General features: G+C 40.8%; 20 protein-coding genes, 2 pseudogenes and 1 other annotated feature. Of the genes and pseudogenes, 1 reads left to right on the forward strand and 21 read right to left on the reverse strand.

Annotated elements, in window-relative coordinates; all coding sequences use genetic code 11:
• Positions 1–180 precede the first annotated feature (180 nt).
• The 5 genes and pseudogenes from B2V22_RS01050 to murB form a co-directional block, all read right to left on the reverse strand.
• Positions 181–414, reverse strand: a pseudogene (locus B2V22_RS01050) (hypothetical protein); the annotation flags it as partial.
• Between the two features lie 175 nt (positions 415–589).
• Entirely contained in the window at positions 590–901 is a 312-nt protein-coding gene (locus B2V22_RS01055; protein ID WP_290489926.1) for an AzlD domain-containing protein, read from the reverse strand.
• 10 nt (positions 902–911) lie between these two features.
• Positions 912–1622, reverse strand: coding sequence for an AzlC family ABC transporter permease (locus B2V22_RS01060; protein WP_290489927.1), 711 nt, complete (start codon positions 1620–1622; stop codon positions 912–914).
• A gap of 62 nt (positions 1623–1684) precedes the next feature.
• Complete coding sequence (locus B2V22_RS01065) at positions 1685–3361, reverse strand: DUF3744 domain-containing protein (RefSeq protein ID WP_290489928.1); 1677 nt, start codon at positions 3359–3361, stop codon at positions 1685–1687.
• 72 nt (positions 3362–3433) lie between these two features.
• The gene (gene murB, locus B2V22_RS01070) at positions 3434–4369 is read right to left on the reverse strand and encodes a UDP-N-acetylmuramate dehydrogenase (RefSeq protein WP_290489929.1); all 936 of its coding nucleotides are present in this window, start codon (positions 4367–4369) and stop codon (positions 3434–3436) included.
• 217 nt (positions 4370–4586) lie between these two features.
• On the opposite strand from murB, the gene B2V22_RS01075 reads away from it, so the two are divergent.
• Positions 4587–4826 (forward strand): TraX protein, encoded by a 240-nt coding sequence (locus B2V22_RS01075; RefSeq protein WP_083069592.1) that lies wholly within the window; start codon positions 4587–4589, stop codon positions 4824–4826.
• 60 nt (positions 4827–4886) lie between these two features.
• On the opposite strand, the gene B2V22_RS01080 is transcribed toward B2V22_RS01075, so the two are convergent.
• From B2V22_RS01080 to aroB, 16 genes and pseudogenes are all read right to left on the reverse strand, one after another.
• On the reverse strand, positions 4887–5426 hold the full coding sequence (locus tag B2V22_RS01080) for a GNAT family N-acetyltransferase (protein ID WP_290489930.1): 540 nt from the start codon (positions 5424–5426) through the stop codon (positions 4887–4889).
• Between the two features lie 47 nt (positions 5427–5473).
• Positions 5474–5941 carry a tRNA (adenosine(37)-N6)-threonylcarbamoyltransferase complex ATPase subunit type 1 TsaE gene (gene tsaE / locus B2V22_RS01085; protein WP_290489931.1) on the reverse strand — a complete coding sequence of 156 codons (468 nt, stop codon included), beginning with the start codon at positions 5939–5941 and terminating at the stop codon, positions 5474–5476.
• 553 nt (positions 5942–6494) lie between these two features.
• Positions 6495–7478: a phosphate acetyltransferase gene (gene pta, locus B2V22_RS01090; protein ID WP_290489932.1), complete on the reverse strand. Its 984-nt coding sequence runs from the start codon at positions 7476–7478 to the stop codon at positions 6495–6497.
• Between the two features lie 159 nt (positions 7479–7637).
• Complete coding sequence (locus tag B2V22_RS01095) at positions 7638–9122, reverse strand: gluconokinase (protein ID WP_290489933.1); 1485 nt, start codon at positions 9120–9122, stop codon at positions 7638–7640.
• Between the two features lie 183 nt (positions 9123–9305).
• Positions 9306–11735 (reverse strand): phenylalanine--tRNA ligase subunit beta, encoded by a 2430-nt coding sequence (gene pheT / locus B2V22_RS01100; protein WP_290489934.1) that lies wholly within the window; start codon positions 11733–11735, stop codon positions 9306–9308.
• 6 nt (positions 11736–11741) lie between these two features.
• Positions 11742–12698 (reverse strand): annotated as a pseudogene (gene pheS, locus B2V22_RS01105) (phenylalanine--tRNA ligase subunit alpha); the annotation flags it as partial.
• A gap of 176 nt (positions 12699–12874) precedes the next feature.
• Positions 12875–13104: a binding site (T-box leader), on the reverse strand.
• 210 nt (positions 13105–13314) lie between these two features.
• Positions 13315–13659: a winged helix-turn-helix transcriptional regulator gene (locus B2V22_RS01110; protein ID WP_290489935.1), complete on the reverse strand. Its 345-nt coding sequence runs from the start codon at positions 13657–13659 to the stop codon at positions 13315–13317.
• Positions 13643–14275 carry an HD domain-containing protein gene (locus B2V22_RS01115; RefSeq protein WP_290489936.1) on the reverse strand — a complete coding sequence of 211 codons (633 nt, stop codon included), beginning with the start codon at positions 14273–14275 and terminating at the stop codon, positions 13643–13645. The genes B2V22_RS01110 and B2V22_RS01115 overlap by 17 nt, the downstream gene beginning before the upstream one ends.
• A gap of 112 nt (positions 14276–14387) precedes the next feature.
• Complete coding sequence (locus B2V22_RS01120; protein WP_290489937.1) at positions 14388–15182, reverse strand: TrmH family RNA methyltransferase; 795 nt, start codon at positions 15180–15182, stop codon at positions 14388–14390.
• A 4-nt stretch (positions 15183–15186) separates the two neighbouring features.
• Positions 15187–16590: a dipeptidase PepV gene (gene pepV / locus B2V22_RS01125; protein ID WP_290489938.1), complete on the reverse strand. Its 1404-nt coding sequence runs from the start codon at positions 16588–16590 to the stop codon at positions 15187–15189.
• 389 nt (positions 16591–16979) lie between these two features.
• Positions 16980–17756 carry a pseudouridine synthase gene (locus B2V22_RS01130; protein ID WP_290489939.1) on the reverse strand — a complete coding sequence of 259 codons (777 nt, stop codon included), beginning with the start codon at positions 17754–17756 and terminating at the stop codon, positions 16980–16982.
• On the reverse strand, positions 17746–19566 hold the full coding sequence (locus B2V22_RS01135) for a putative polysaccharide biosynthesis protein (RefSeq protein ID WP_290489940.1): 1821 nt from the start codon (positions 19564–19566) through the stop codon (positions 17746–17748). The genes B2V22_RS01130 and B2V22_RS01135 overlap by 11 nt, the downstream gene beginning before the upstream one ends.
• Positions 19567–19947: 381 nt before the next feature.
• A complete protein-coding gene (locus tag B2V22_RS01140; protein WP_290489941.1) occupies positions 19948–20811 on the reverse strand; it encodes a pyridoxamine kinase in 864 nt (287 codons plus the stop codon).
• Positions 20812–20874: 63 nt separating this feature from the next.
• Complete coding sequence (gene leuS, locus B2V22_RS01145) at positions 20875–23289, reverse strand: leucine--tRNA ligase (RefSeq protein ID WP_290489942.1); 2415 nt, start codon at positions 23287–23289, stop codon at positions 20875–20877.
• A 330-nt stretch (positions 23290–23619) separates the two neighbouring features.
• A complete protein-coding gene (locus tag B2V22_RS01150; RefSeq protein WP_290489943.1) occupies positions 23620–24522 on the reverse strand; it encodes a shikimate dehydrogenase family protein in 903 nt (300 codons plus the stop codon).
• A 3-nt stretch (positions 24523–24525) separates the two neighbouring features.
• Entirely contained in the window at positions 24526–25665 is a 1140-nt protein-coding gene (gene aroB, locus B2V22_RS01155) for a 3-dehydroquinate synthase (RefSeq protein ID WP_290489944.1), read from the reverse strand.
• Positions 25666–25719 lie beyond the last annotated feature (54 nt).

A 25719-nucleotide genomic window follows, 5' to 3' on the forward strand; every position in this document is an offset into this window, starting at 1 on the left:
CTGGTTTGTGGAGCCCGATTATCAAGGTGCGACACAAATACCAGCTTAACCTAAATAGTCACAAAAAAGTGCCCCTCAACATGAAGCAGGTACTTTTTTTGTGCGTACATTTTTTTAGGACTGCCACATATTTATATCAGCTAGTCCAAAAACAAAGAAACATTCATCTTGTTGACAAATGCCCCCTTCTTCAAATTCTGCGATAAAGTCTGAAAAACTTGCGCCCATTCGTGGTGACCCAAGGATTGAAATTCGTGTATTTTCAAATCCTGGTACCAGATTGTTGACCAAACCATCCTGGGTTAAAATAGCGTAATTATTTTTCTTAATGACGGACCGGTTTTCAAGTAGTCCATCCCGGTAGCCTGTGTTGTTATTTTGTAGCCCATTTATATCCGCCTCCAATGATTTCATTTGTGATTGACCACTTAGAGTGTAACCGCTTTAAAACAAAAGTGCCACATTAACACTCTACAAGATTAGTCAAAGGATTGTTCATTTTGACTAATTGAAGGCAGTAAAAAAGACCATGGCTTTCGGGTCACGGTCTGGGGCTAGCTTGAAATAGCTATGCTCTTATTCAATAAAATTATAAGAAAATGTATAAAATAGCGATAGTGCCGACACCTGCAATAATCGTCTTGATAATGTCTTTAAACCGGTAGGCGACAAACAAGGACACGAGTGCGGGTATCAGTTTGATATTCTCCAGTAGGTTGAGATTGAAGTGGCTTTCCCAGAAAAATATGTCGGTAAAAATCATGGCAGTAAAAATGATAACGGGTAGGTAAGCCATTGTTTTGTATACCATTGGAGAAATCTTGCTGTTACGCATAACGAGTGCGGGTACGACGCGCATGGCGGTGCACATTAAGCCGAGTGTTACTACGAATAATGTCATGAAACACCTCCTATCCTACACGGTTATTTTTTTGACGTTGTAAGAAATAGAATACGATCGCTAAGGCGATGGTTGTTGCCATAATAATCACGTATGAAGATTGGAAAATGGTCATCAGAATGACTGAGACCACACCGGTGAATAACATGGTGTTTAGCATCATGCGGTTATTTAGGTTAGGGACAAGAATGCCGATAAACATAGCGACCATGACAAAGTTTGAAATGACATCAGGAATTTGAATGAAGGTTCCAAACAAGGCACCTGAAGCAGTAAATAGGATCCAGGAAAGCCATGTTGCAGTGGCGACGAATAAAGCATCGTTAATGGCCCATGGATTGTGTGGATTGTTATCCTGCAGTTTTAAAACATTGATGGCGTAAGATTCGTCGGCAGTCATATAGCCTAGCCAAGCAACCTTATAATTAGGTGCTTGTTTCAAATAAGGGCCAAAAGAAATGCTATACAATGCCTGACGGGAACTTAATAGTAGGACTGAGATAAAGACTTCGACTACACCAGCATTTTGCGCAATCAAGGCTGCTGCCACAAATTGTGCGGAGCCCCCAAATACTAGACTGGACATCAGCACAACCTGCCACCAGGTTAATCCGGCATCAGCGAGTAACAACCCACAAGCCAAACCAACTGGTAGATAACCTACGATAATGGGGATTGATAGCTTGATTCGTTCGGACTTGGCGTCCACAGTTACTTCCATAAATCACCCTCCCTTATGTTTATTTTTTTTCGTAATCCGCTAGCACCTGATTAGCAATTTACCTAACGATTCACTTCTCTATGGTAATCCATGAATTTCTTGATGAAATTGTAAGGATCGATTAAGCCGATTTGACGGGCAAAAATATATAAATTTGATTCCCGTAAGAAGGCTCTCTGGATTAAACGATAATCCGTGGCGATTCTAATAGGTTGGGTGTCTGCGATTAATTCGCCCTCAGATAATACCCAAGCATGACGAGTAAATTCTAATACTAGGTCCGTGTTATGGGTGTTGATGATAATTGCAATTTCTTGTTCTTGGTTAATTTGATATAGATACTGCATGAATTCATTATAATGGTGGTAGTCTTGGCCTTCAGAAGGCTCGTCAATAATTAATAGTGACGGCTTGTTGATTAAGGCAGACGATAACATAATTCGTTTTTGTTGGCCAAAGGATAACTGCCCAATTCGTAGTTCAGCAGCATAAATCAAACCCGTTCGTTTTAAGGAATCTCGGATGACTTCTTCTGCTTCTTCCGCGGAGTAATTACAATTAGCGGCAATCCCATTTAGATAGTCTTTCACAGTGAAATCCAGGATGGATTGGTCGATATTTTGTTGGATATAGACTGTTTCCTGCTTCATTTGACATAGGTAATCGTCAGTGACTACTTCACCTAACCAAGTCATCGTGCCCGAATCTGGGCGGATGTTTCCGTTCATCATTTGACCCAACGTGGACTTGCCTGACCCATTTTTCCCGACAATGGCAATCATGTCACCCTTGAAAACTTGGGTGGAAATGTTGCGCAAGGTGGCCCGATCCCGCCATGGATAAGTGTAGGATACATTATCAAGGGTCAGAATGGATTGGTCACTACGTTTTTGGACGAAATTTGGTATGGTCATCAGCCAGGATTCAATGGTTCGTTTTAGGTCTGGACCATGTATATAATTGACATTTGATATGTTACGGACCTTTTCTAAAGGATAGCCGGTATAGCGAATCGCCGATACATAGGCTGGCTCGCCAATACCTAAACTGTTCAAAATATTCCGTTTTAATAATTTCTCTGAATCCCCATCAAAAATAACCCGACCTTCGGAAAGGACAATGACGCGGTCAACTGGACGATATAAGACTTCTTCAATCCGGTAATCAACCATGACAATCGTCGCGTCAGTATTATGGTGAATATCATCTACTAAATCGATGAAAATTTGCCCAGCACGGGGTGCTAAGTTCGCTAAAGGCTCATCAAAAATAAAGACGGATTGCTCATAGTTTACGTTATTAACAAAATTTTGAATGTCTCTTTGCCCTTCTGAAAGGCGCTCTATACTAGTATCCGCTTCGGTTGGGTGTTCAAGGATACGGTGCTTTAATTCTTCCGAAAAATTAGGGATATAATCACTTGACCGCTTGCGCTTACCGTTTTCTTCTAGGGTTTGCTCCAAGTGATGGTCGACCGCGTCAGCCATAGCTGTTGCGTCCATAGTTTCCATTTCTAGGTCGAAATTGATAATCTCCCCTTCAATAGTCCCTTGAAATTCGTCGCTCGCTAATTTTCCGCGTAAGGCGCGTACTAGGGTGGATTTACCTGAGGCATTAGCCCCGATGATCAACACTTTTTCACCGCGATAGAATGTTAGATTGATATTTTTTAATGCCCGTCTACCTGCACCCTCATAGGTAAACGACATATTTTTAAATTGCATCCAAGGATTTGACATAAATCCATGCCCCTTTCAATAATATTTACGTGCGAATGGTTATATGAATCCTATCTAATAGCTGGTGAATCCCTAGTCGGCGAAAGCCGCGTCTACTGTATCGTATTTAGACCGTTTACCTAAAATACGCACTTCTGGTTCAAGGGCTACCTTATTCAGGTCCCAGATCACTTCTTGAATATGGTGGATCATGTTAATATAGTCAGTTGCTGTTGCACCACCCACGTTGATAATGAAACCAGCATGTTTTTTCGAAATTTGTGCGCCACCAATAGTGTAGCCTTGTAATTTAGCTTCTTGGATAAGTTTTCCTGTAAAATGGCCTTCTGGTCGTTTGAAAACAGATCCGCATGATGGATACTCTAACGGTTGCTTGGATTCACGAAGGTAAGTCAACTCATCCATTTTAGCTAAGATTGACTTTAGGTCACCCTTTTTCAATTTAAAACGGGCTTCAACCACAATGTCGCCTGTTTCTTGTAGGTCAGAATGTCGGTAAGAAAGATTTAGGTCTTCGTTCTTCAAAGTGTACATGCGTCCGGCTTTTGTGACCACGTCCACTTCAACTAGGACTTCAGAAATTTCGCCGCCATAAGCACCTGCGTTCATGTATACCGCGCCACCAGTGGATCCTGGGATACCACAAGCGAATTCAAAACCAGTCAAGCCTTCAGCACCTGCCGAACGACTCACATCGATGATTTTAGAGCCAGCGCCAGCTTTAATGTGTGTACCGTCAATTTGGATATAATCCATTTCAGTCAGCATCAAGACAACTCCTGACACACCTTCATCTGAAATGATTACGTTTGACGAATTACCAAGAACTAAAATTGGTTCGTGGGCTTTATTGGCAAAACGAACAAGTGCTTGGATTTCTTCTGGGGTCTCTGGGAAAATTAAAACATCCGCTGGTCCACCCGTTTTTGTATAAGTATAGTTATTTAATGGTTCGTTGAATTTTATCGTTGATTGGGGAAATGCCTTACGCAAATCGTTTAAAAACATGGTAAATTACCCTTCCTGGTAATATATTTAGCAATAATAAAAAAACAGCAAAAATTGCTGATAAACTGCTAGTTAAATCTAATTCATAATAACACATTTTAACGCATTTTTACATTGTGTTAAAGGGTTTGTGTGGCAGATTCGTTAACATTTTCTTAAAAACGTGTTATAGTATTATTCTAATTAGTGACAACTTGTCATACGAAAGGACCCCTCCATGAATAAAATCAGACAAAATGCCTTAATGATGCTCGCTCTAACCTTTATCTACGCGGGTTTGCAAATTGCCCGTCCTGCAGCGGATTTAGCTTGGACAAACATCTCACTATCAATCATTATTCCAATTATTGCCATGATTTTCGCCTTTAATGAAAAAGACAATAAATGGCGTTGGTCCCTTGTAACAATTGAAGTCATTCTATTAATTGTAATGATCGCTATGGCCATTCTAAAGTAGTATATGGATTTTAAAAGGTCGAGACTGAAATGGTCTCGACCTTTTTGCTATCCGGTACGCTTATGTTTGGTCTTGGTTTTCGACTGCTAAGCCCATCATGACTAAATCATGGAAGGCATTGTCATGATACATTCCTTTAGGGGTTACACCAATTTCTTCAAAACCAAATTTTTCATACAAGCTAATGGCCCGCATATTATCTTTAGATACTTCTAAACGTAAGTAACGTAAGATATCATTTTCTGTTGCCCAGTCAATCATATCTTCCATCATGACACGGGATAAACCCAGTCCCCAGAATCGACGTAGAATGGAAATGCCTAGTTCACCCATATGCGCCACTTTAGCGTGTTGTTCTGCTCCAATGCTTGCAACACCAATAATATCATCCCCTAATCGTGCAATTAATACACGATTATTCAATACTTCTTGTAAAGATTTCAAATAACGCGTTTCTTGTTCTTGGTTAATTCCTAAACCTTCTTCACCGAATGAAAGGAAGTCAGTTTCGCTACCCACTTCCTTGTAGAAGTCTAATAAGGCTTTCGCATCTTTAGGCATAGCGTCCGCTAGCGTAATTTCTAATTGTTCTTTTTTCATATTGTCTCAATCCTTCTATGTGACTATTCGCAAAATTGGCTGTTAGCTTAAGTGAGGTCAGCCACTACCCCATCATACAATGCTTGTCCACGCGGGCCTTCATAGGTTAAAGTTACCTCACGACTGGTTTCAGAAGTTGCAGTTAAGGTTATCCAAAGATAATCTTTAGGTAAATCCTCGGCTACAAATTGAGGCCATTCGATAATGGTCACCCCATCGCCGTTAAGATAATCTTCTAAACCGACACTATCTGAGCCTGTTTCTTCTAATCGATACGCATCCATGTGGTATAAAGGGATGTCGTTGTCTTCATATTCACGAATAATCGTGTAAGTCGGGCTTTTAATGGCTTGATCAATACCTAAAGCCTTGGCAAAGTATTTGGTGAAAGTGGTTTTCCCCGCACCTAAATTTCCTTCCAAGCAAATAATGTCTCCTGCTTGCACTTGGTTGGCTAATTTTTGGGCAAAAGCATCTGTATCAGCCTCACTCGCCCATTCAATTGTATAAGTCATATGACACCTTCTCTCCCTTATAATATCTTCACTTACTTTACTAAAAAATCAAAAAGACTACAAGATTCAAGCATTCTTTATTCATTTTTCAAAGCTGTTTCGGTGGTAATCTCACTTTTCTATTGATTAAATTTGAGACATGTTTTGACTGAAACCCATCCTTTTGGCAAATTCTCCTTGTGACATATCCATGTCGTATTGGTCTTTTCTATTGCCTTTTAATAGATGACAGCGCCCAAACTATTTTTGATTTCTTTGACACTACCTACCGTTTTTAATTCTCTGATTCTACGCATAAATATCATAACAAACTCATCACCGTGCACGTAGGTTGACTTTGCATGATTCGTCCACACCTTTTCAAGCAATGGATTTTTGTATCTTGATTCCACAATACTGCCCCATGCCTAAGTCATCATACCCCCATTATAAGACAACTCCCCCTAGAGATTGGAACATTTTAACCTATTAGGTAAAAACCATTTCCTTCTTCATATGCAAAAAGAGAAACAGCAAAAAAAGCCATTCCTCTTTCAATATTGTTTTATTTACTTTAGTCTTCTAAGATGGCTTGGTTCGCTGTGATGATAGCTAATTTGTAAACATCTTCTTCTACACAACCACGTGAAAGGTCTGAAATAGGTTTCGCCATACCTTGTAAGATTGGGCCGATTGCTTCAAAGTTACCGAAACGTTGTGCAATCTTGTAGCCAATGTTACCTGATTGGATTTCTGGGAATACGAATACTGTTGCTTTACCAGCAACGTTAGAATCTGGTGCTTTTTGTTTTGCTACTGCATCTACAAAAGCTGCATCAAATTGTAATTCACCGTCAATTTCAAATTGTGGTGCTTTTTCTTTCGCAAGACGGGTTGCTTCAGCAACTTTCTCTTGCTCTGGAGATTTTGCTGACCCTTTAGTTGAGAAGCTCAATAAAGCAACTTTTGGATCAATGTCAAACATCGCAGCTGTTTTAGCAGATTCAACGGCAATTTCAGCCAAACCTTCTGCATCTGGGTTGATGTTAATCGCACAGTCAGAGAATAAGTATTTCTCTTGGTCGCGACCACGCAACATGATGAAGGCACCTGATGTAGATTTAACGCCTGGTTTTGTTTTAATAATTTGTAAGGCTGGACGAACTGTGTCACCTGTAGAATGACGGGCGCCTGATACTAAGGCATCACATAGACCTTGGTATACCAACATAGTACCGAAGTAGTTTTCGTCGCGTAAAATTTTACGTGCTTGTTCTTCAGTAGCCTTACCTCTACGGCGTTCGACAAAAGCTTCAACCATTTCGTCGAATGCCTCGTAGTTGTTTGGATCAATAACCTCAATGTTTTCGATATCAAAGCCACGATCATGGGCGATTGTTTTCAATTCTTCTGGTTTTCCTAATAAAACCGGTTCAAGAATTCTTTCAGCTTTCAAACGCACAACAGCTCCTAGAATACGTTCATCGTACCCCTCCGGGAAAACGACACGGACATTTTTATCTTGGATCTTGGCCTTTAAGCTATCAAACATATCCATTTTTAACATTCCTCCTCAGAAATTTAAAACGCTTACTCTCTGTATTTTACACGATTCCAAAAAATTTGTCATAACAAATACTGCAAAGATGTGCTGACATTAAATAGCAGACGCTCAGTCAATTATTCGTCTAATTTTTGAACGAGAAATTTGTCTATTTTAATACAAAAATGTTTTTGATTCACGGTCAGCAGAATCCGCGTATTTTTGATATAGCCTAAATTTTTCTTTATATTTTTCAGCCATTTTTTCATCCGGCGCTATAGTGGAAAATGACAAGTCTTGCCTTAAGCTAGGCCCTTCCACAAGTACACCGGCCCCAACCAAGCTCGCGTCGTCATCTGAAACATATTGCAAGGTTATCCCCATAATATTTGCGATCCATTGCCCTATTTTAGGGTTTTTAAATATTTTTCCGTTTACCTGAATCATTTTTTGATCTAAATCAGCGGTCTCAAAGACCATATCTACCACTTGCCGAATTTCAAAAAAGACCCCTTCAAAGACAGCTTTAGCCATGTCTAACTGGCTCGTGTGCCCTTGAATCCCTTTAAATTCAGCTTGTAGGTTGGCATTCCAATATGGGGCTCTTTCCCCGTTTAAGAATGGCAAGAAGTAAGGGCCGCTAGCTGATAAATCATGCGCCAAAAGTGTGGCTAACATATCTGAAAAAGATTGCCCATTTGCCCTAAAGCCACAGTGTTGATGGCACCAATCCAATGCGTTGCCGGCATTGTTAACTGGCCCACCGACGACATAATGGGGCTGGTCGTCAACGATATAGGTGAAAATGCGACCGCTTTTATGCAAGGTTAATTGGTCAGTTAAGGTCCGAACAGCTGCTGAAGTCCCAAAAGATAAAACGAATGGACTGAGTCCCTGTCCTTTCTGGTTAGCATAGGCTAAATTAGATAGGTTGGCCAAGGCGCCGTCAGTTGATCCTGCCAGTATATGGAAATCGTTAGCTAAGCCTAAGGACTGGATAAAGTCAGATTTTACAGGCAATTCTTTTGTTGAATCGACTAATGCCGGCAACTGGTTTTCAGTTAGGCCGACCACCTTTAGTAAGTCTTCGGACCAAGTATTTTGGACTAAATCCATCAGCCCCATAGCAGATGCCGTAGGTCGGTCAATCACAAAGTTTCCCGTTAACTGACGGATAATATAAGCCTTGATGTCCATAAATTGTACCGTTTTGTCGGTGAACAATTCGGGACGTGCCATGTTTAGATAGGCTAATTTCACAAAGGGATTCATGGCATGGATTGGTGTCCCTGATTGGGCGAAAAAAGCAGCCGCTTGACCTGATGCCTGCATTTCCTGCCCCACATGCTTGGCCCGCAAATCTGCCCAAGTCATGGTGTTTTGCAGAATATGACCTGCTTGATTCATTGCAAGCAACGCATGCATTTGGCTTGAAAATATTAAAGTGTTGACCCAGGGATACTTGGCTTGCATTGCTTTAAGTAAGTCCACGAATTGTTGGAAAACGACTAGCGGATTACTTTCATGCTTGCCATCGCTATTTTGTTGAATGTGATTGCGTGCTTCTATAGTGTCTAAGACCCGGTACGGGGTTTCCATCAAGGCAAATTTTAGGTTGGTGGTGCCAAGATCGGCGACGAAATATTGAAAGTATTGCAAAATGATTCCTACTTTCTAAATACAATTATTTTCTTCTGGAAAAACAGCTTAATTTTCGATAGCCATTTTTAAAAAGGAATAGGATACCTCTATTTAACCACAAAAACGCAATGAAGCCACGATAAAGGTTAACCGGACATCATTGCGCTTGTGCTAGTTTATTAAAGTGTTCTCAGCTAAATATTAACGGATTTCAGCTGATAATTCGTTTGTTAGTGCTTCAGTAATACGAGCAACATCATTCGACACTTCTTCATCCGTTAAAGTCGCTTGTGGGTTCAAGTATTTCAAGCTGTAAGCAAGTGATTTCTTACCGTCTTCAATATTTTCACCTTGATAAACATCGAAGATTTCGATATCGACTAAGATGCCTCCTTTAGAAGCCTTTTGAATAGTTTTCATAACATCCGCATTCGTTACTTGGTCAGACACAAGGATAGCGATATCCCGGTCAGAACCTGGGAATTTAGGGATTGCTGATTGTTTGACATCTACTTTTGGTAAGGCGTAAATTTCGTCTAATGAAATTTCAAATACCAAGGTATCTTTCAAGTCATATTTGTCAGCAACACTTGGGTGTAATTGCCCAATGTAACCTAATTCAACACGTTCGTCAGCTTGACCAACTGCAAAAATTTTGGCGGTACGGCCTGGATGCATATCTGCCAATTCAGACGTTGCTTCAAATGCTACGGCCACATCAAGGTTGAATGAGGCTAAGATGCTTTCGACAACACCCTTCATGTCGTAGAAGTCAACAGCTTTCGCTTGGTGGCTCCAAGTTTTCGCTTGCGTGTTGCCTGTCCAAACAGCCGCTAAATGTGTTTCATCCACTGGTAAGTCAGCGTCAGCCCATTTGAAGACACGGCCTGATTCAAAAATAGCGACATCAGAATTTTTACGGGCTACATTGTATTGAACAATTTCAAGTAAGGCACTTAACAGATTCGTCCGCATAAAACGACGGTCATCTGACATTGGGAAGTCAAGCGCTACTGGTTTAGCGTTCGCCATTTCCAGTACCGTTTGATTGTCCCCGATTAATGAGTAGGCAATCACTTGGTTAAACCCTTCAGCCAACATTTGATTATTGGTACGACGTTTGAAAGCTTGCCAGTCAGTAAGCCCCATATTTCGTGCGTTAACAGCTGGCAGACGTGAAGGGATCTTGTCGTAACCGTAAATACGGGCAATTTCTTCTACTAAGTCTGCTTGGATACTGATATCCCAACGACGTGGTGGTACAGAAACAGTGAATTCATCACCATTGCATACTACTTCAAATTGTAATTGTTTGAAGATTTGTTGGATGTCTTCATAAGATAAGTCCATACCCAAACGTTTGTTAACGTAAGTTAAGCTAGTGGTGACTTGAACTGGGGTTAAGTCGATAGTAGAAACACGTTCGCTACCTTCAACGACTTCACCCTTAGCTAATTCAGCGATCATTTCAGCTGCAAAAGCACCTGCTTCAGCAACAGTAGCCTTGTTAATGCCACGTTCGTTACGCATAGATGATTCAGAATGCAAGCCGTTACGACGAGCAGTTTTACGAATATGGATTGGTTCAAAGTTGGCTGCTTCAATCAATACATTTGTTGTATTTTCATCGATTTCAGTATCTAACCCACCCATAACACCAGCAAGGGCAATTGGTTTTTCACCGTCAGTAATGACGATATCTGAATCTAGTAAAGGACGGTCCACTTCATCTAGCGTGACGATTCGTTCGCCCTCTTTAGCTAGACGCGTTTCGATTACCTTGTGGTCTAATTTATCATAGTCAAAGGCATGTAATGGTTGGCCATTTGCTAGTAAAACGTAGTTAGTGATATCTACTACGTTATTAATTGGACGGATGCCAGCAGCCATTAACCGTAACTGTAGCCACAATGGTGATGGTTCAACAGTGACATTTTTCACCAAGAAAGCATTGTACTCAGGCACTAGTTCAGTGTCTGCAACTTTCAAGTCAATCGCGCCTGCTAAATCTTTACCGTCATATTTAGTAATATCTGTGTAGTCAAATTTTGGTTGACGGTTGTATACAGCCGCTAATTCCCAAGCTACACCACGCATAGAGAAGGCATCTGCACGGTTTGGTGTAATATCTAATTCGATGATTGGATCATCTAATTTTAGGTATTCCACAATATCCATTCCAGCTGGTGCTTCTTCAGGTAAGACCATAATCCCGTCAGCGTATTCTTTAGGAACGACACTGTTTGAGAAACCAATTTCTTCAAGTGAACAAATCATCCCTTGAGAAACAACACCACGCATCTTACCTTTTTTAATTTTTACATTTCCCGCAATACGTGAGTTTGGTAAGGCAACGATAACCTTTTGACCTGCAGCCACATTTGGCGCGCCGCAGACAATTTGGAAAGGCTCATCTTCGCGCACTTCAACAGTCGTAATTGACAGATGGTCAGAATCTGGATGTGGTTCGCAAGTTAATACGTGGCCCACAACAATCTTCTTCAAGCCAGTACCTATGGCATTCACGCCGTCAACCTCAATACCAGTACGTGACATACGTTCCCCAATATCTTTCGGATTCAAGTCAGCAAGATCGATAAATTCATTTAACCAGTTATATGATACTTTCATTAATTGCTACCCCTCTTCCGTAAATTGTTTTAAGAATCGTAAATCATTTTGGTAAAAATGACGAATATCATCAATACCATATTTCAACATAGCCACACGGTCAGGTCCTAAACCAAAAGCAAAACCAGTGTATTCAGTTGAATCAATACCAGCCATCTCAAGCACTGAAGGGTGAACCATACCACCACCTAGAATTTCAATCCAACCAGATTGCTTACAGATGTTACAGCCGTCACCACCACATTTGAAACAAGTAACGTCAATTTCAACAGATGGCTCAGTGAATGGGAAATAAGACGGACGTAAACGCACTTCAGTTTCTTCCCCAAACATATGACGGGCAAACAATTCTAAAGTCCCTTTTAAGTCAGCAAGTGACACATTACGGTCAACAACCAAACCTTCAATTTGATGGAATTGATGTGAATGCGTCGCATCGTCATCATCGCGGCGGTAAACTTTACCAGGTGAAATCATTTTTAATGGGCCCGCCTCAAAGTCGTGAGCATCCATCGCACGTGCTTGTACCGGTGATGTATGGGTACGTAATAAGACCTCGTCATTAATGTAGAAAGTATCTTGCATGTCACGCGCTGGGTGGTCTTTCGGTAAGTTCATTCGTTCAAAGTTGTAGAAATCAGATTCAATTTCCGGCCCTTCAACCACTTCGTAACCCATGGAAATAAACAAGTCTTCAATTTCTTCCATGACTTGTGTCAGAACGTGCTTAGTTCCCTTCGCTGGTTTTTCACCAGGTAAAGTAACGTCAATCGCTTCCGCTTGTAATTGGGCCTCTAAAGCTGCTGCAGAAAGTAAGGTTTCTTTTTCGCTTAACTTGCCCTCAGCTTTTGCTTTCAATTCATTGGCGTAAGCACCAATTTTTGGACGCTCTTCTGCTGATAAATCACGCATACCACGTAGGGCTTCCGTAATAGGACCCTTTTTCCCTAAATATTTCACACGTACAGCTTTAATATCAGCTAGTGATTGTGCTGTATCAATTTCTTCCATGATTTGGTTTTCAATGGCTTTTAAATCATCAATAATTTGCATTTTTCCATCTCCTGACTTTTATCCTTTTATGAGTGTTTCTTACTTTGAGTATCTAGACCAATAAAAAAAGGTCCTCCATCCCCTAAAAAAGGGACGAAAGACCGTGGTACCACCCTGATTCCGGTATAGTATATCCATACCAGCACTCATTGATCGTTTTAACGGGTCGACCGGGCATGCTTTCAAATAGCGCAGCTATCCTCCCGCAAGCCTACTCAAGAAGTGAAAATATTTTAACTATGTAGGTAAGATTCCCAGCGCCACTTACTCTCTAGACTACATTTTGTTAAAAATTGTCTTCTGTTAATGTAATTTCTCTTTATATTTTAGCGATTTTACTTGATTTGTCAACCTTAGTAACCATCAAATACGAAACAAAATAGTTGTTAATTTGGATGCCTTTAGCATTCACTCTCCTAGCATTACCATGAATGTAGGATGTAATCTAGGGCGTTTAACAAAAGTAACTATAATGCTTCGACGGTCTTTGCACCTATAATTAAGACATGTTACATATTGATAAGACTTATTCTGCTGGGTCGACCCATTCGTCTGCCCAATTGTGTAGGTTGTTAAATATTTTTTGTAGGTCTTGTCCTTTTTCAGTCAATGTATAAACGGTAATGATGTGACCGTTTGATTCTGACTCTTCTTTTCGGACGATGCCTTCTTCTGTCAACTCACGTAAGCGTTCTATTAAAACACGGTCAGAAATCCCGTTGATTGAGTCACGTAATTGACCGAATCTTAGTGGTGTTGCCAGTAATACTTCAATAATTAAGCTATTCCATTTTTTACCAATCACTTTGCAAGCATGTTCCATCTTGCTACACATTACCGGTAAGTCTGCTTGTTTAATGGTAATTTCCATCTTGATCAATCTCCTCTTGCGTTTCTACTAATTCTCCCTTTTCTTCTAATGAGACATCCTTAGTACTTGTGCCAGCAAGCGCTGGTATAACCAATTTACCGACGAAATTCCTAAAGGATTTCATCATTTGTCTCTCTGATAAGTTGGCTAAACTAGGTTTTATAAGATCCTCAGTTGCAATATATTTATCCACGAAAGTCACCACATAGGACTCCTTGTAACGGGGGAAATGTGGGGTTGCGAGCCACATATGTTTTAAAATGATGTCTTCTTCAACAGGTGATAAGTCTGTCACCACGCGAGCATTTATCAAGGCAATCTTTGGATGGTTCCTGAGATGGGTCCCTTTAGAAAAAGTGACTTCACCTGGTCTATAATAAAATAAATCATGTAATAAACCAGCACGTGCACAGGCCTTGTAATCCCAACCTAACGCCTTAGCCACTTTAAAGGCCATATAAGACACTAAATAAGAATGGGTCAAGCGATTGCCGTGGACATGTTGCTTAAAATAAGCCAAGTCTGTAACGAAGGGATGATCCTTAATATCCGCTATGATCTGCATATACGATTGATCTTCTTCCCAAAAATAATGTGCTTGCGCTGTCACGTTCATCACCCCTTTCCAACAAAATTCACTACATTCAACTGATTGCTACATGCTAACTTAATTCATTGCAAGGCTTGTGGCAAATACTGTCATGTCTTACGATTGAGAAGAGAATGATTTAGTCATGGGTAGGAAATTGATACATCACAATTGCACCGGCAACCGCTACATTCAAGGACTCTGCTGAACCAGACATTGGGATATATAAGGCCATATCCGCTAATTGACTAGTCGCCTTACTTACACCATTTCCTTCATTTCCCATAACCAAGGCCCATTTCCCTTTAGCTTTTAAGTCAAAAGCGTTGCACGCTTGTGCTTGGTCGTTTAATTCTGTTGTTGTAACAAAATAGCCTGATTCTTGCAGCTTAGGAATCACTTCCATCAAATCGACATCATAGGTATTCACGGCAAAATGACTACCTTGCATCGATCTAAGTACCTTGTCATTATACAAGTCCACTGTTCCAGACCCTAGTAAGACATCACGGTAACCAAAGGCGTCCGCTGTACGGATTAAGGTACCTAGGTTTCCAGGATCTTGCACTTGGTCTAAAATCAGTAAGCCTTTTGATAATTGATCAATGTCCAATGTTTTTGCTTTCGGTAAGCTGGCTACTGCAAAGATATCTTGGTGGTGATCTGTTTGGCTTAGTGCCTTGGCCACTTCAGGTGTTACCTGTGTTAGCGGCAAATCAGCTTTTAATGCTTGTACTTGCATCACATTTTGGTGGCTACTTTCAGGTACATAGTAAATCATTTGAATCTCTGTATCCGCCTTGACGGCCATCTCTACAAGATGTGGTCCTTCCAGCAAATACTGGCCTGCTTTTTTGCGTCCTTTACGCGTAAAAAGTTTCTTTAATTCTTTTATCTGTTGGTTTTGAACAGATGAAATTAAACGTTCTACCATATGCTTATGCGTTTTCTGGCTTAATCAATTCGTAAATGGCTTCAGCGTAAATAGCTGCTGATTTCATTAAGTCACGAACTGCAAAGAATTCATTAGCTTGATGCATAGTGTCTACTGAATCTGGGAATAATGCACCAAAGGCTACACCGCGTTTTAGTAAACGTCCATAAGTTCCTCCACCGATTGATCGTTCTTGCCCTTTTTCGCCTGTTTGTTTTTCATAAACAGCTATTAAAGTTTGTACTAATGGATCATCTGCTGGTACATAATGCGGTACTTTATTGGTTTTCGTACCGTCTACAAAGCTATAGTGGTAGGTTTCACCGTGGGCCGCAAATGTTGCGTCAATTTCACTGTATTCTTTACCACGTGGTACACGAATGTTTAAGACTGTGTATAATTTACCGTCATCTTCACCAACCAAACCAGGGTTTACAGTCACTTTACCCATAATTTCATCTTCATGAGCAATGCCTAATTTTTCCCCGTTGAAGTCTAGATGTAATAAGTCACCTAAGAATTTCAATAAGTCGTCTTGGGCTAAGTCATCGTCTAATTGTAATAACAATTTCGCTAAGTAAGTTGCCGCATTGTAACCAATACTTGGGTTCATTGCGTGGACGCCTTTACCTTCAACTGTAAATGCAGTTGCATCCGCTTCTGGGCTTACAATGATGGTAATATCAGGGTTTGCTGCTTGGAAGTCTGCAACGATTTGGTTGACATCTGATGTCAAACCAGCAACGACTGCATGCGCTTCGCCTGGCACCATGTTTTCACGAAGACCACTTTCAAATGAAAGTAATTTTTCTGAACGACGGTCGAAAACGAGCTTAGCTGAGTACATCCCTTTTTCCCCGTTAATAATTGGGAAGTCGGCGTCTGGTGAAAATCCAAAATCTGGTTCATCTTCAACTTCAAAGTAGCGTGTGACACCTTGCCATTCGCTTTCTTCGTCTGTACCAACGATAAAACGCACACGTTTCTCAACTGGCAGACCTAATTCTTTGATCACTTTCAAGCCGTAGTAGGCAGCCATTAAAGGACCTTTGTCGTCTGAAGCGCCACGGGCATAGATGCGGTCGTTGATAATTTCAGGTTTGAATGGATCAGTATCCCATTTATCGTCAACTGGCACAACATCTACGTGGGCTAAAACGCCGAGCGTTTCATCCCCTGTACCGAATTCAGCATGACCTGCAAGGTTATCAACGTTTTTAGTTGTGAAGCCATCGCGTTCAGCAATCTTCAAGAAAGTTTCTAACGCCTCTTTAGGGCCAGGTCCAACAGGTGCCTCTGCACTTGCTTTACTGTCGTCACGAACACTGTTTACGCTTAATAATGTAAATAAGTCATTGATTAAGTCATCTTTACGATTGTTGATTTCTTCTTGCCAATTAATTATCATTTAGAATCCTCCTAGAAATTTATACTTGTTTATATTTTACCACAGATTTGACGATATCTCACATAATAGAGCTAACAAAATGTAAGGGTGGGCTAGACTATCCCTTTTCCACCGCGAAGGCACGCTAGATATGTTTCAACCTTAGCTCTGAACAATTTCCCCTCTTAATATCAGCTATATATTGCTATTTTATATCAAAATTTTTGAATACTTTTATCATCACGATATCAATTTCGATAGTTTTTGCTAATTAACTTTCAATATTTTCTGCTAAATAGGTTTCCGTAAGTTTTGCTAGTTAAGTTTAAGCACTTTTGAAGTCAGATATATGCAGACAAGAACTCACCCCCATCAAAAAAGCTAGGCGGGTAACCTAGCTTCTTGATTAATTATTCTGTGATGTCTAATGTTTTGCCTTCAAAGATGGCGTCGTATAGATCTTGATAGTCTACTTGAACGAATTCACCTTCTGTTAGGGCATCCGGCAGCGTCAATTGACCAATGCGTTGTCTATGTAGCTGCACGACTTCACAACCAACTGCGTGGAACATGCGCTTAACTTGGTGGTACTTACCTTCTGCTATGACCACACGGGCTAAGGTTTGGGCGGCTTCTTCGTCTACTTGGTCGATGAAGAGTTGTCCTGGCTTTGTTTTTTCACCTTGGCCAATGTCCAAGCCTTTTTCAAATTGACCAATATGTTTATCTGATAATAATCCGTCAACAAGAACAGCATATTCCTTTTCCACGTGTTTCTTTGGGGCCATTAAGGCATGGTTGAATTGGCCATCGTTGGTGATAAGGAGTAAGCCTGTTGTGCCCTTGTCTAGACGTCCAACTGGGAATGGTTGGTAGGTTAAGACCAAGTCTTCCGGTAACAGGTCAATCACTGTCTCCCAGCGGTTGTCTTCGGTTGCCGAAATGACACCATCCGGTTTGTGCATCATGATATAAACAAAGGGTTCATAGACGATTTCATGACCGTCAATCTCTACCTTATCCTCATCGACATTAACCGATAAATTGGGTTTCTTGGCTAGGGAACCATTGACATAAATAGCGGATTTTTTGATTAAGGTCTTCACGTCGCTACGGCTATACGGGGTCATGCTAGAGACAAATTTATCTAAACGTTGGGTGTTCTTCCCTGCCTTTTTATTTGTCATAGCGGCCCATTCCTAATTTCGCACGAAGCATTTTGGCCTTATCGCCAAGTAGTGTATCTAATAGTTTAAAGCGTAAACCACCAATGACATAAACCGCTACCCCAACACCAGCTACAATCACGATTTGGACCACTTGGTGCATAAGTGATATTTCAGGTGATAAGATAGTGCGTCGTAAAAATTGGTTGACTAACCAAGTGGCAATACCCATAGCACCTGATAACAAAGCAATACCCTTGACTTGGCCTAGAACTTCAACTACTGATAAGTTGATACGAACTTTTAGGCGCCACAAGTAGAATACAGCAATTCCGATAAAGGCTGTTCCTGTAGCTAATAAGGCCCCTGAAGTGCTAAAAATCGCTAGGAAAGGTACTTGTAGGACCAATTTAAGGGTAACACCAATGACCATCCCCATGATGGCGTCTTTAAAGAAGGACATGGCTTGCAGCATAGCAACCAGGACTGAAAAAAGCCCCATGGTCACAGCTACCGCTGCTGATAATTGTAATAGTGAAGTACCTAGTGGATCGTGGGTAAAGATGATCGCGTACAAGGGCTCAGCTAAAACTGCCATTCCGATTGCAGATGGAAACATGACTAGGGAGAATAATTTCAAATTGTGGCCGATCAACCCTTTTGTTTCTGGGAAATCATGCGTGGCATGTCGGTCAATACGTCTTGGCTGTGCTTTGTTTTCCAGCTTGGCCTCGATACCACTTTTCTCCTCTGAATGGGTAGCTGAAATAACTGCGATGGAGGTCGAACCGATGGCAACCGCTAGGGAAACGATGATGGTCACGAGTTTATTGGCATTGGCACCGAAAATGGCGTACTCATTGATTAATTGATCATGTGAAAGATGAGAAACCCTTTCCATTATCGGCATATAGGTGTTGGTATCGACTAAACGAGATAGTTCGATTGCTGAACCCGAAACGATGAAAGGAATGGCAATCATCACGATTTCGAGCAATAAATTTTTAGAAGATACGTAGGTTTCTTCCTTGACTGCATACAATTCTTCTTCCTTATTGTAGCCTTTGCGGTAACGCATAAAGAAGAAAACCAATGTAGCTAAGGCTGCTAATGCCCCAACGAAGGCCGCGAATGTTGAGTGGGTTACGGCTTTGACCATCTCGCCGTTTTTGATCACACGGATGATGTAAACCGCCCCTAACATGTATAGGACACGTAAGATTTGTTCGGTAATTTGTGAAATCGCGGAGGGTTTCATGTCCTGGTGCCCTTGGAAGTAACCACGGATAACTGAAATTGTTGGTAAGACAACTAGAGCTGGCACCAAGGACCGGATAACCAAGACCACTGATCCGAAATCACGGGCTGGTGTTGATTGGGCCAATATAGGTGCGAATGTCCAAAGTAGGACACCACCTACTAAACCAGTAACCGTCATCAAGGCTAGACCCGCCTTGAACAAGCGGTTGGCTGTTTTATAGTAGCCTCGTGCATTATAATAAGCCATTTGTTTAGCGATTGAATCTGGTACCCCGGCGATTGTAATAGACAAGAAAATCGCGTAGTAACTATACCCAATATTGAACAAGGAATTGGCTTCATTGGCGATGTGCGGTTCACCCATCCATTTGTACCAAGGCATGATGTAAAGGACCCCTAAGATCCGTGACACCATTGAGGCAATGGTCATCCAAGATGCCCCAGCATTCATTTTTTCTTGTGCGCTGGCACTTGGTTTTCTAGGTGGCAGATCAAGTGGATCCACTTCTTCAGGTTGAATCACTTCTTCCACTTCATCAGTCCGATTTAAATTCGGATCGTCTATACCCATATTTATTTTGCTCCTTATACAATAAATTTGATTTATTTCAATTTTTTATATTTATTTATCTTTGAAAAATACTTAGCTTTCATTTTATATAATACCTACCGTCATTTCAATCATCATCAGATTAAAAAGACCTTAAATTTTGAAACTTAGGGTTGTGAGCGCCGAGGCTTTGGTCGCGTATTTAACATGCCAATTATATCAGAAAATTTGAAGTTGAATTCACCCACTATAGTGGCATGCAATATTACAAACGACTTAGACTACTTTCTATTTCCAAGGCCATCATAAGTTAAGCTTTAACTGAAGGCTAGTCAAATACGCTAACTAAAAACTGACAGTTATGTAGTCTACATAACTGCCAGTTTATGATTTTTCTGAGTATTAATGTTGGTTAGCTTTTAATTTTGATACGAAGTTAGATAAGTCGCCTAAGAATAGTTCAAATTGTAACCCATTCATCATAACGTTTGGATCATCTAATGATTTTTCGATAATTTTTGGAATGTAGTCCACCGCTAATTGGCTAGCCCCTTTAACAGAAGCACCATTTGCTAATGCACCAACAAAGATTGAACCGAAGATATCACCAGTACCGTGGAATTTACCACCGATAAATGGTCCAGTCGCTAAACCTTGTTCCCCAGTCTCTACGTCTAAGTAGTAAGCCCCAGTTTGGCTTTCGCCGTCATATCCTGCACCAGTTAATACAACTGACGCATTCGTTTGTTTACGAACTAATGTTAAGAATTCGTCAATTTTTTCTTGTGGCCAGATACCTTCAGTGTACTCCACACCATACAAGAAGCTCGCTTCTGTTTGATTAGGCATAATCACATCAGCCATCGCACATAAATTCAACATTTCTTTGGCATATTCTTCGTCAAAACCGTAGTAGAAGCTACCATTGTCAGCCATAACAGGATCAAGATAGAATTTTGCATCATCTTTTAATAATTTTGGCAATTCATTCTCTAAAAACTTGATTTGGCGAACGCTACCTAAGTAACCTACATATGCTGCATCAAATTTTAAGCCAAATGAGTGCCAATGATCCACGATTTTTTCCATTTCATCAGTTAAATCTAGAAATGTGAATCCTTCAAATCCAGGCCCTGTATGTGTGGATAACAAGGCTGTTGGTAAAATAGTTCCTTGCAGTTGCATACTTGAAAGAATTGGTAATGCCACTGTTGTAGAACATTTACCGAAGCTAGATGTATCGTGAATAATTAAAATATTTTTCATGTAAAAGCCATCTCCCCTTAATTTAAACTAACCATATTATACACAAGACAGATATGCTGTCCACTAATTTGCCACAATATTGACTAGTTTGTTTGGTACAACGATTTCTTTACGGATTGTTTTACCTGCAATTGCTTCTTGCACTTTTTCGTTTGCGTGGGCAATTTCTAACAACGCTTCTTTAGCACTATCATTTGGCACTTGCAATTTCGCTTTAATTTTACCATTCACTTGAACAACGATTTCGATTTCATCGTCTACGATCATTGCTGGATCAAATGTTGGCCAGTCTACGTATGAAATACCAGGTTCGTTTCCAACAATTACCCACATTTCTTCAGCTAAATGTGGCGCGATTGGGGCAAGCAATTGAATAAAGCCTTTCACGTACTCATAGTATAGGTTTTCTGCTTTATTAGCTTCGTTAACAAACACCATCATTTGAGAGATTGCTGTATTAAAGTGTAGGTTGTCAAAATCTTCCGTTACTTTTTGAACTGTTTGGTGGTAGACCTTATCTAATTCACCAGTATTCAATGTTGTAATACGGTCACGCATTTTGCCATTTTCATCAACTAGTAATCGCCATACACGCTCTAGGAAACGACGAGAACCTTCAAGGCCGTTTTCAGACCAGGCAATTGACGCATCTAGAGGGCCCATGAACATTTCATATAGGCGTAAAGTATCTGCCCCGTATTGGTTGACTACATCGTCAGGATTTACAACATTCCCTTTAGATTTAGACATTTTCTCATTACCTTCACCAAGAATCATGCCTTGGTTATATAATTTTTGGAATGGTTCTTCATTTGGTACCACGCCTAAATCATATAAGAACATGTTCCAGAAACGTGCATATAGTAAATGCAATACCGCATGCTCTGCCCCACCGATATACAAGTCCACATTGTACCAGTAATCTAATGCTTCTTTAGAAGCAAATTCATTTGAATTTTTAGGGTCGATATAACGCAAGAAGTACCATGATGAACCTGCCCATTGTGGCATTGTATTTGTTTCACGGCGACCTTTCATACCTGTTTCTGGATCAGTGACATATAACCAGTCTTCAATGTTGGCTAGTGGAGATTCACCTGTACCAGATGGTTTAATGTTGTTTGATTTTGGTAAACGAACTGGTAGCTCATCTTCTGGAACTGCAGTTGTTGTGCCATCTTCCCAATGGATAATTGGAATTGGTTCACCCCAGTAACGTTGACGAGAGAAGACCCAGTCACGTAATCGGAATGTTGTTTGACGTTCACCGCGACCTGAAGCTGTTAACATTTCAATCGCTTTTTCAATCGCTTCTGCAGTTTCTAAGCCGTTTAATTCACCTGAATTAATGTGAGCTCCGTCTCCAGTATATGCTTCAACAGCAACATCGCCACCTTCAATTACCGGTTTAATTGGTAGACCGAATTGTTTAGCAAATTCGTAGTCACGGCTATCATGGGCAGGTACCGCCATAACAGCACCAGTACCGTATGAAGCTAAAACATAGTCTGCAACCCAGATTTCAAATGGTTCGCCAGTTAATGGGTGGATACCGTAAGCACCGGTGAATACCCCAGTTTTTTCTTTGGCTAAATCTGTCCGGTCTAAGTCTGATTTCATTGAAGCTGCAAGTAAATATGCTTCCACTTCTTCACGTTGCGCTTCAGTCACAATTTGACGCACCAAGTCATGTTCAGGCGCTAAAACAGCGAACGTTAATCCGTAAATAGTGTCTGGACGCGTCGTAAAGGCATCAAAAGTTAAGTTATGATCTTTGATATCAAAAGTTATTTGGGCACCTTCAGATTTACCAATCCAGTGACGTTGCATTTCAACAACTGAATTTGGCCAGTCAACATTTTCCAAACCATCTAGTAAACGGTCAGCGTAAGCAGTAATCCGTAATACCCATTGTTTCATCGGTTTACGAACGACTGGGTAGCCACCACGTTCTGACTTACCGTCGATGACTTCTTCGTTCGCTAGTACTGTTCCTAAGGCTTCACACCAGTTCACCAAGATTTCGTCTTCATAGGCTAACCCTTTTTCATATAATTTAGTGAAAATCCATTGTGTCCATTTGTAAAATTTTGGATCCGTTGTATTGATTTCACGGTCCCAATCATAAGAAAAACCTAATGATTTGATTTGACGCTTGAATGTTGCAATATTTTTCGCAGTGAACTCAACTGGGTCATTCCCAGTATCTAAGGCGTATTGCTCAGCTGGTAAACCAAAAGCATCCCATCCCATTGGGTGTAAGACGTTATATCCTTGTGCACGTTTGTAACGTGACATGATATCTGTTGCTGTATACCCTTCTGGATGTCCTACGTGTAGCCCAGCCCCTGATGGGTAAGGAAACATATCTAGTGCGTAATACTTAGGTTTTGAATAGTCCTCTAAGGTTTTAAACTCTTTATTCTCGTCCCAATATTTCTGCCATTTCTTCTCAATTACTTTATGATTAAAAGCCATTGTTTTCTGTCTCTCCTTTAATTGTGAAAATAAAAAAAGCCCTACATACGCCAAAAAAACGTATATAGGACGAAATAATTTCGTGGTACCACCTATGATTTTGTACTCTTCATACCGATAACGTTGGCGCGACGTGGTAACAGATGTCTCTCATCGTCACCAACTTATAATTCAGTCTAATTCACAAGAGGTTCAAATATACTTCCACCAACCGTATACTCGCTTTATTGAACACAACTTGCTACTACCTCTGAAAAAGTTCAAATATTGCCCTTATTCTAGCACTTTCACCTAGTAAAAGCAAACCGACCTAATACAGATTTTCCAGTCTTATTTGGCTTTTCTAACAGCTAACTGACCTTTAATGGTGTCAAAGACCTCTTGCACTGGCATTTCTTTATGGGCAAATAATTGGTAGTTTAATTTAGCTTGGTAAACTAACATATCTAATCCACCAATGACCACACAATTTCTTGCTTTTGCTTGTTGCATAAACCGGGTTTCCATAGGATTGTAAATCACATCCATGACCACTGTCCCCTCTTGTAACCAGTTTTCATCCGCCAAAATGGATTGTCCCTGGCTTGCTGCCATCCCAAGGCTCGTTGATTGAATCACAATTTCAGCCTGCTTAACTGCTTGACCAACATGTTCTTTGTCTGAAAGGTCAATCAGTTTTAAATCAATTTGTGGGTAATCCGCTCTTAAAGCATCGCACACCTTAATCAATAGGTCTTTTTCTTGGATATTTCGTGCCACCACAGAAATATCTGTCATGCCCTCCATTACGGCCTGGGCAATAATGATCCTAGACGTTGCGCCAGATCCGTAAACAACTAACCGCTTGCCAACTAGGTCAATCCCTCTATTTTTCACGGCAAGCCATAAGCCGGCACCATCAGTATTGTAGCCTACCCATTGCCCCATGTCGTCTCGGGTAATCATGTTGACTGCGTTGACATATTGACTAGCAGCATCTAAGCGGTCAACTGTCTGCATGGCATTGAACTTCCCTGGCATGGTAATGTTAATGCCTTGAACATCTAGGGCTTTCAAATGCTCGATCCGTTCAATTGTGTCGTCTTCGTCCGTTTCAAAAGCGATGTAAACCATATTCACGTCTTGCGCCTTAAAAGACGTATTGTAAATGATAGGTGAAAGAGAGTGGCTTAAAGGTTGGCCAATCACCGCTGCAAACTTCGTTGTCCCGTTAATATCTGTAATTGAATCCACGCATTAAGCCTCCACTTCTACAATTGTGATAGGTAATTTATCGTTTTTTAGGTCAGTGAAAATGGACGCTAACCAGCCGGCATATTCGTCAAAAGTAATGGTTTTAAGTTCACACTTACCGAATGATTCTGGGAATATTTCTGTAATTTCCCCACCCCGACGCTTCTTGTCGTTGGTCATGGCACCAAGAATATCCTCAAAGGTATACGCTTTTGCCATATGCACTTGATCTAATAGATGGTATTGGTTGAGTAAATTGTTAAAACGGTCAGCCAAATTTAATGCAGTCAGCCCTTCTTTTTCAGCCATAAACTGGGTCAAAATCATACCCGTTGCAACGCCACGACCGTGCGAAACTTTGTAATGTGATACTTGTTCAAACGCGTGTCCAATTGTATGGCCAAAGTTCAGTAATTGACGTAAGCCCAAATCTAGTTCGTCTTCTAACACAACGCTTCGTTTAATCTCAACACAACGTTTAACAACAGCTGCCAAGTCTTCGCTTAAGGCATTTAAAGGTTGGTCGCGGGTCATTAAGTTGTTCAGTAGATCACTGTCTAAAATCATGCCGTATTTAATTAGTTCGGCACAGCCATCTTCGAAAGTACTTTGCGATAAAGTATGGAAGGTAGTTAAGTCACATAGGACACGTGCTGGCTGATAAAAGGCGCCGACTAGGTTTTTACCCTGGGGTAAGTCAATGGCCGTTTTGCCGCCTACTGAAGAATCAATAGCTGAAAGCAAGGTCGTCGGAATTTGAATGTAAGGAATGCCTCGCAAGTAAGTCGCTGCTGTAAAGCCAACTAAGTCACCAATTACCCCGCCACCCAAGGCAATTAGGACGTCTGAACGTGAATAATTCAAAGTAGCCAACTCTTCTTGCAGGCGGATGTAGTTTGCAGATGATTTCTGGGCTTCTCCGGCCGGTAAGGTAATGGTGTCGACATCAGTCGTAATTGGGCTAATCGCCTCTTGTAAGGTCCCTAGGTAGCCATATGAATCAACGTTCTCGTCAGTAACGATCATGACCTTACGTTGTTGGACTAAATCTTCCAGATGGTGTCCGGCATTTTTAATCAAATCGTTGTCAATGATCACATCGTAGGGATTGGCAACTGCTACATTTACTTTTTCCAATTTCATTCCTCAATTCTTTAAAATACGCTTATCAATAAGTGGTTTAACTGGCGTCTGTAT

Origin of the sequence: Aerococcus sp. UBA6277 (assembly GCF_002440555.1) — a bacterium.
Lineage (GTDB): Bacteria > Bacillota > Bacilli > Lactobacillales > Aerococcaceae > Aerococcus.

Excerpts from the sequence above, each read along its gene's own strand:
- B2V22_RS01055 (WP_290489926.1), bottom strand. The coding sequence starts at position 901 with ATGACATTATTCGTAGTAACACTCGGCTTAATGTGCACCGCCATGCGC.
- B2V22_RS01060 (WP_290489927.1), bottom strand. The coding sequence starts at position 1,622 with ATGGAAGTAACTGTGGACGCCAAGTCCGAACGAATCAAGCTATCAATC.
- B2V22_RS01065 (WP_290489928.1), bottom strand. The coding sequence starts at position 3,361 with ATGTCAAATCCTTGGATGCAATTTAAAAATATGTCGTTTACCTATGAG.
- murB (WP_290489929.1), bottom strand. The coding sequence starts at position 4,369 with ATGTTTTTAAACGATTTGCGTAAGGCATTTCCCCAATCAACGATAAAA.
- B2V22_RS01075 (WP_083069592.1), top strand. The coding sequence starts at position 4,587 with ATGAATAAAATCAGACAAAATGCCTTAATGATGCTCGCTCTAACCTTT.
- B2V22_RS01080 (WP_290489930.1), bottom strand. The coding sequence starts at position 5,426 with ATGAAAAAAGAACAATTAGAAATTACGCTAGCGGACGCTATGCCTAAA.
- tsaE (WP_290489931.1), bottom strand. The coding sequence starts at position 5,941 with ATGACTTATACAATTGAATGGGCGAGTGAGGCTGATACAGATGCTTTT.
- pta (WP_290489932.1), bottom strand. The coding sequence starts at position 7,478 with ATGGATATGTTTGATAGCTTAAAGGCCAAGATCCAAGATAAAAATGTC.
- pheT (WP_290489934.1), bottom strand. The coding sequence starts at position 11,735 with ATGAAAGTATCATATAACTGGTTAAATGAATTTATCGATCTTGCTGAC.
- B2V22_RS01110 (WP_290489935.1), bottom strand. The coding sequence starts at position 13,659 with ATGGAAATTACCATTAAACAAGCAGACTTACCGGTAATGTGTAGCAAG.
- B2V22_RS01115 (WP_290489936.1), bottom strand. The coding sequence starts at position 14,275 with ATGAACGTGACAGCGCAAGCACATTATTTTTGGGAAGAAGATCAATCG.
- B2V22_RS01120 (WP_290489937.1), bottom strand. The coding sequence starts at position 15,182 with ATGGTAGAACGTTTAATTTCATCTGTTCAAAACCAACAGATAAAAGAA.
- pepV (WP_290489938.1), bottom strand. The coding sequence starts at position 16,590 with ATGATAATTAATTGGCAAGAAGAAATCAACAATCGTAAAGATGACTTA.
- B2V22_RS01130 (WP_290489939.1), bottom strand. The coding sequence starts at position 17,756 with ATGACAAATAAAAAGGCAGGGAAGAACACCCAACGTTTAGATAAATTT.
- B2V22_RS01135 (WP_290489940.1), bottom strand. The coding sequence starts at position 19,566 with ATGGGTATAGACGATCCGAATTTAAATCGGACTGATGAAGTGGAAGAA.
- B2V22_RS01140 (WP_290489941.1), bottom strand. The coding sequence starts at position 20,811 with ATGAAAAATATTTTAATTATTCACGATACATCTAGCTTCGGTAAATGT.
- leuS (WP_290489942.1), bottom strand. The coding sequence starts at position 23,289 with ATGGCTTTTAATCATAAAGTAATTGAGAAGAAATGGCAGAAATATTGG.
- aroB (WP_290489944.1), bottom strand. The coding sequence starts at position 25,665 with ATGAAATTGGAAAAAGTAAATGTAGCAGTTGCCAATCCCTACGATGTG.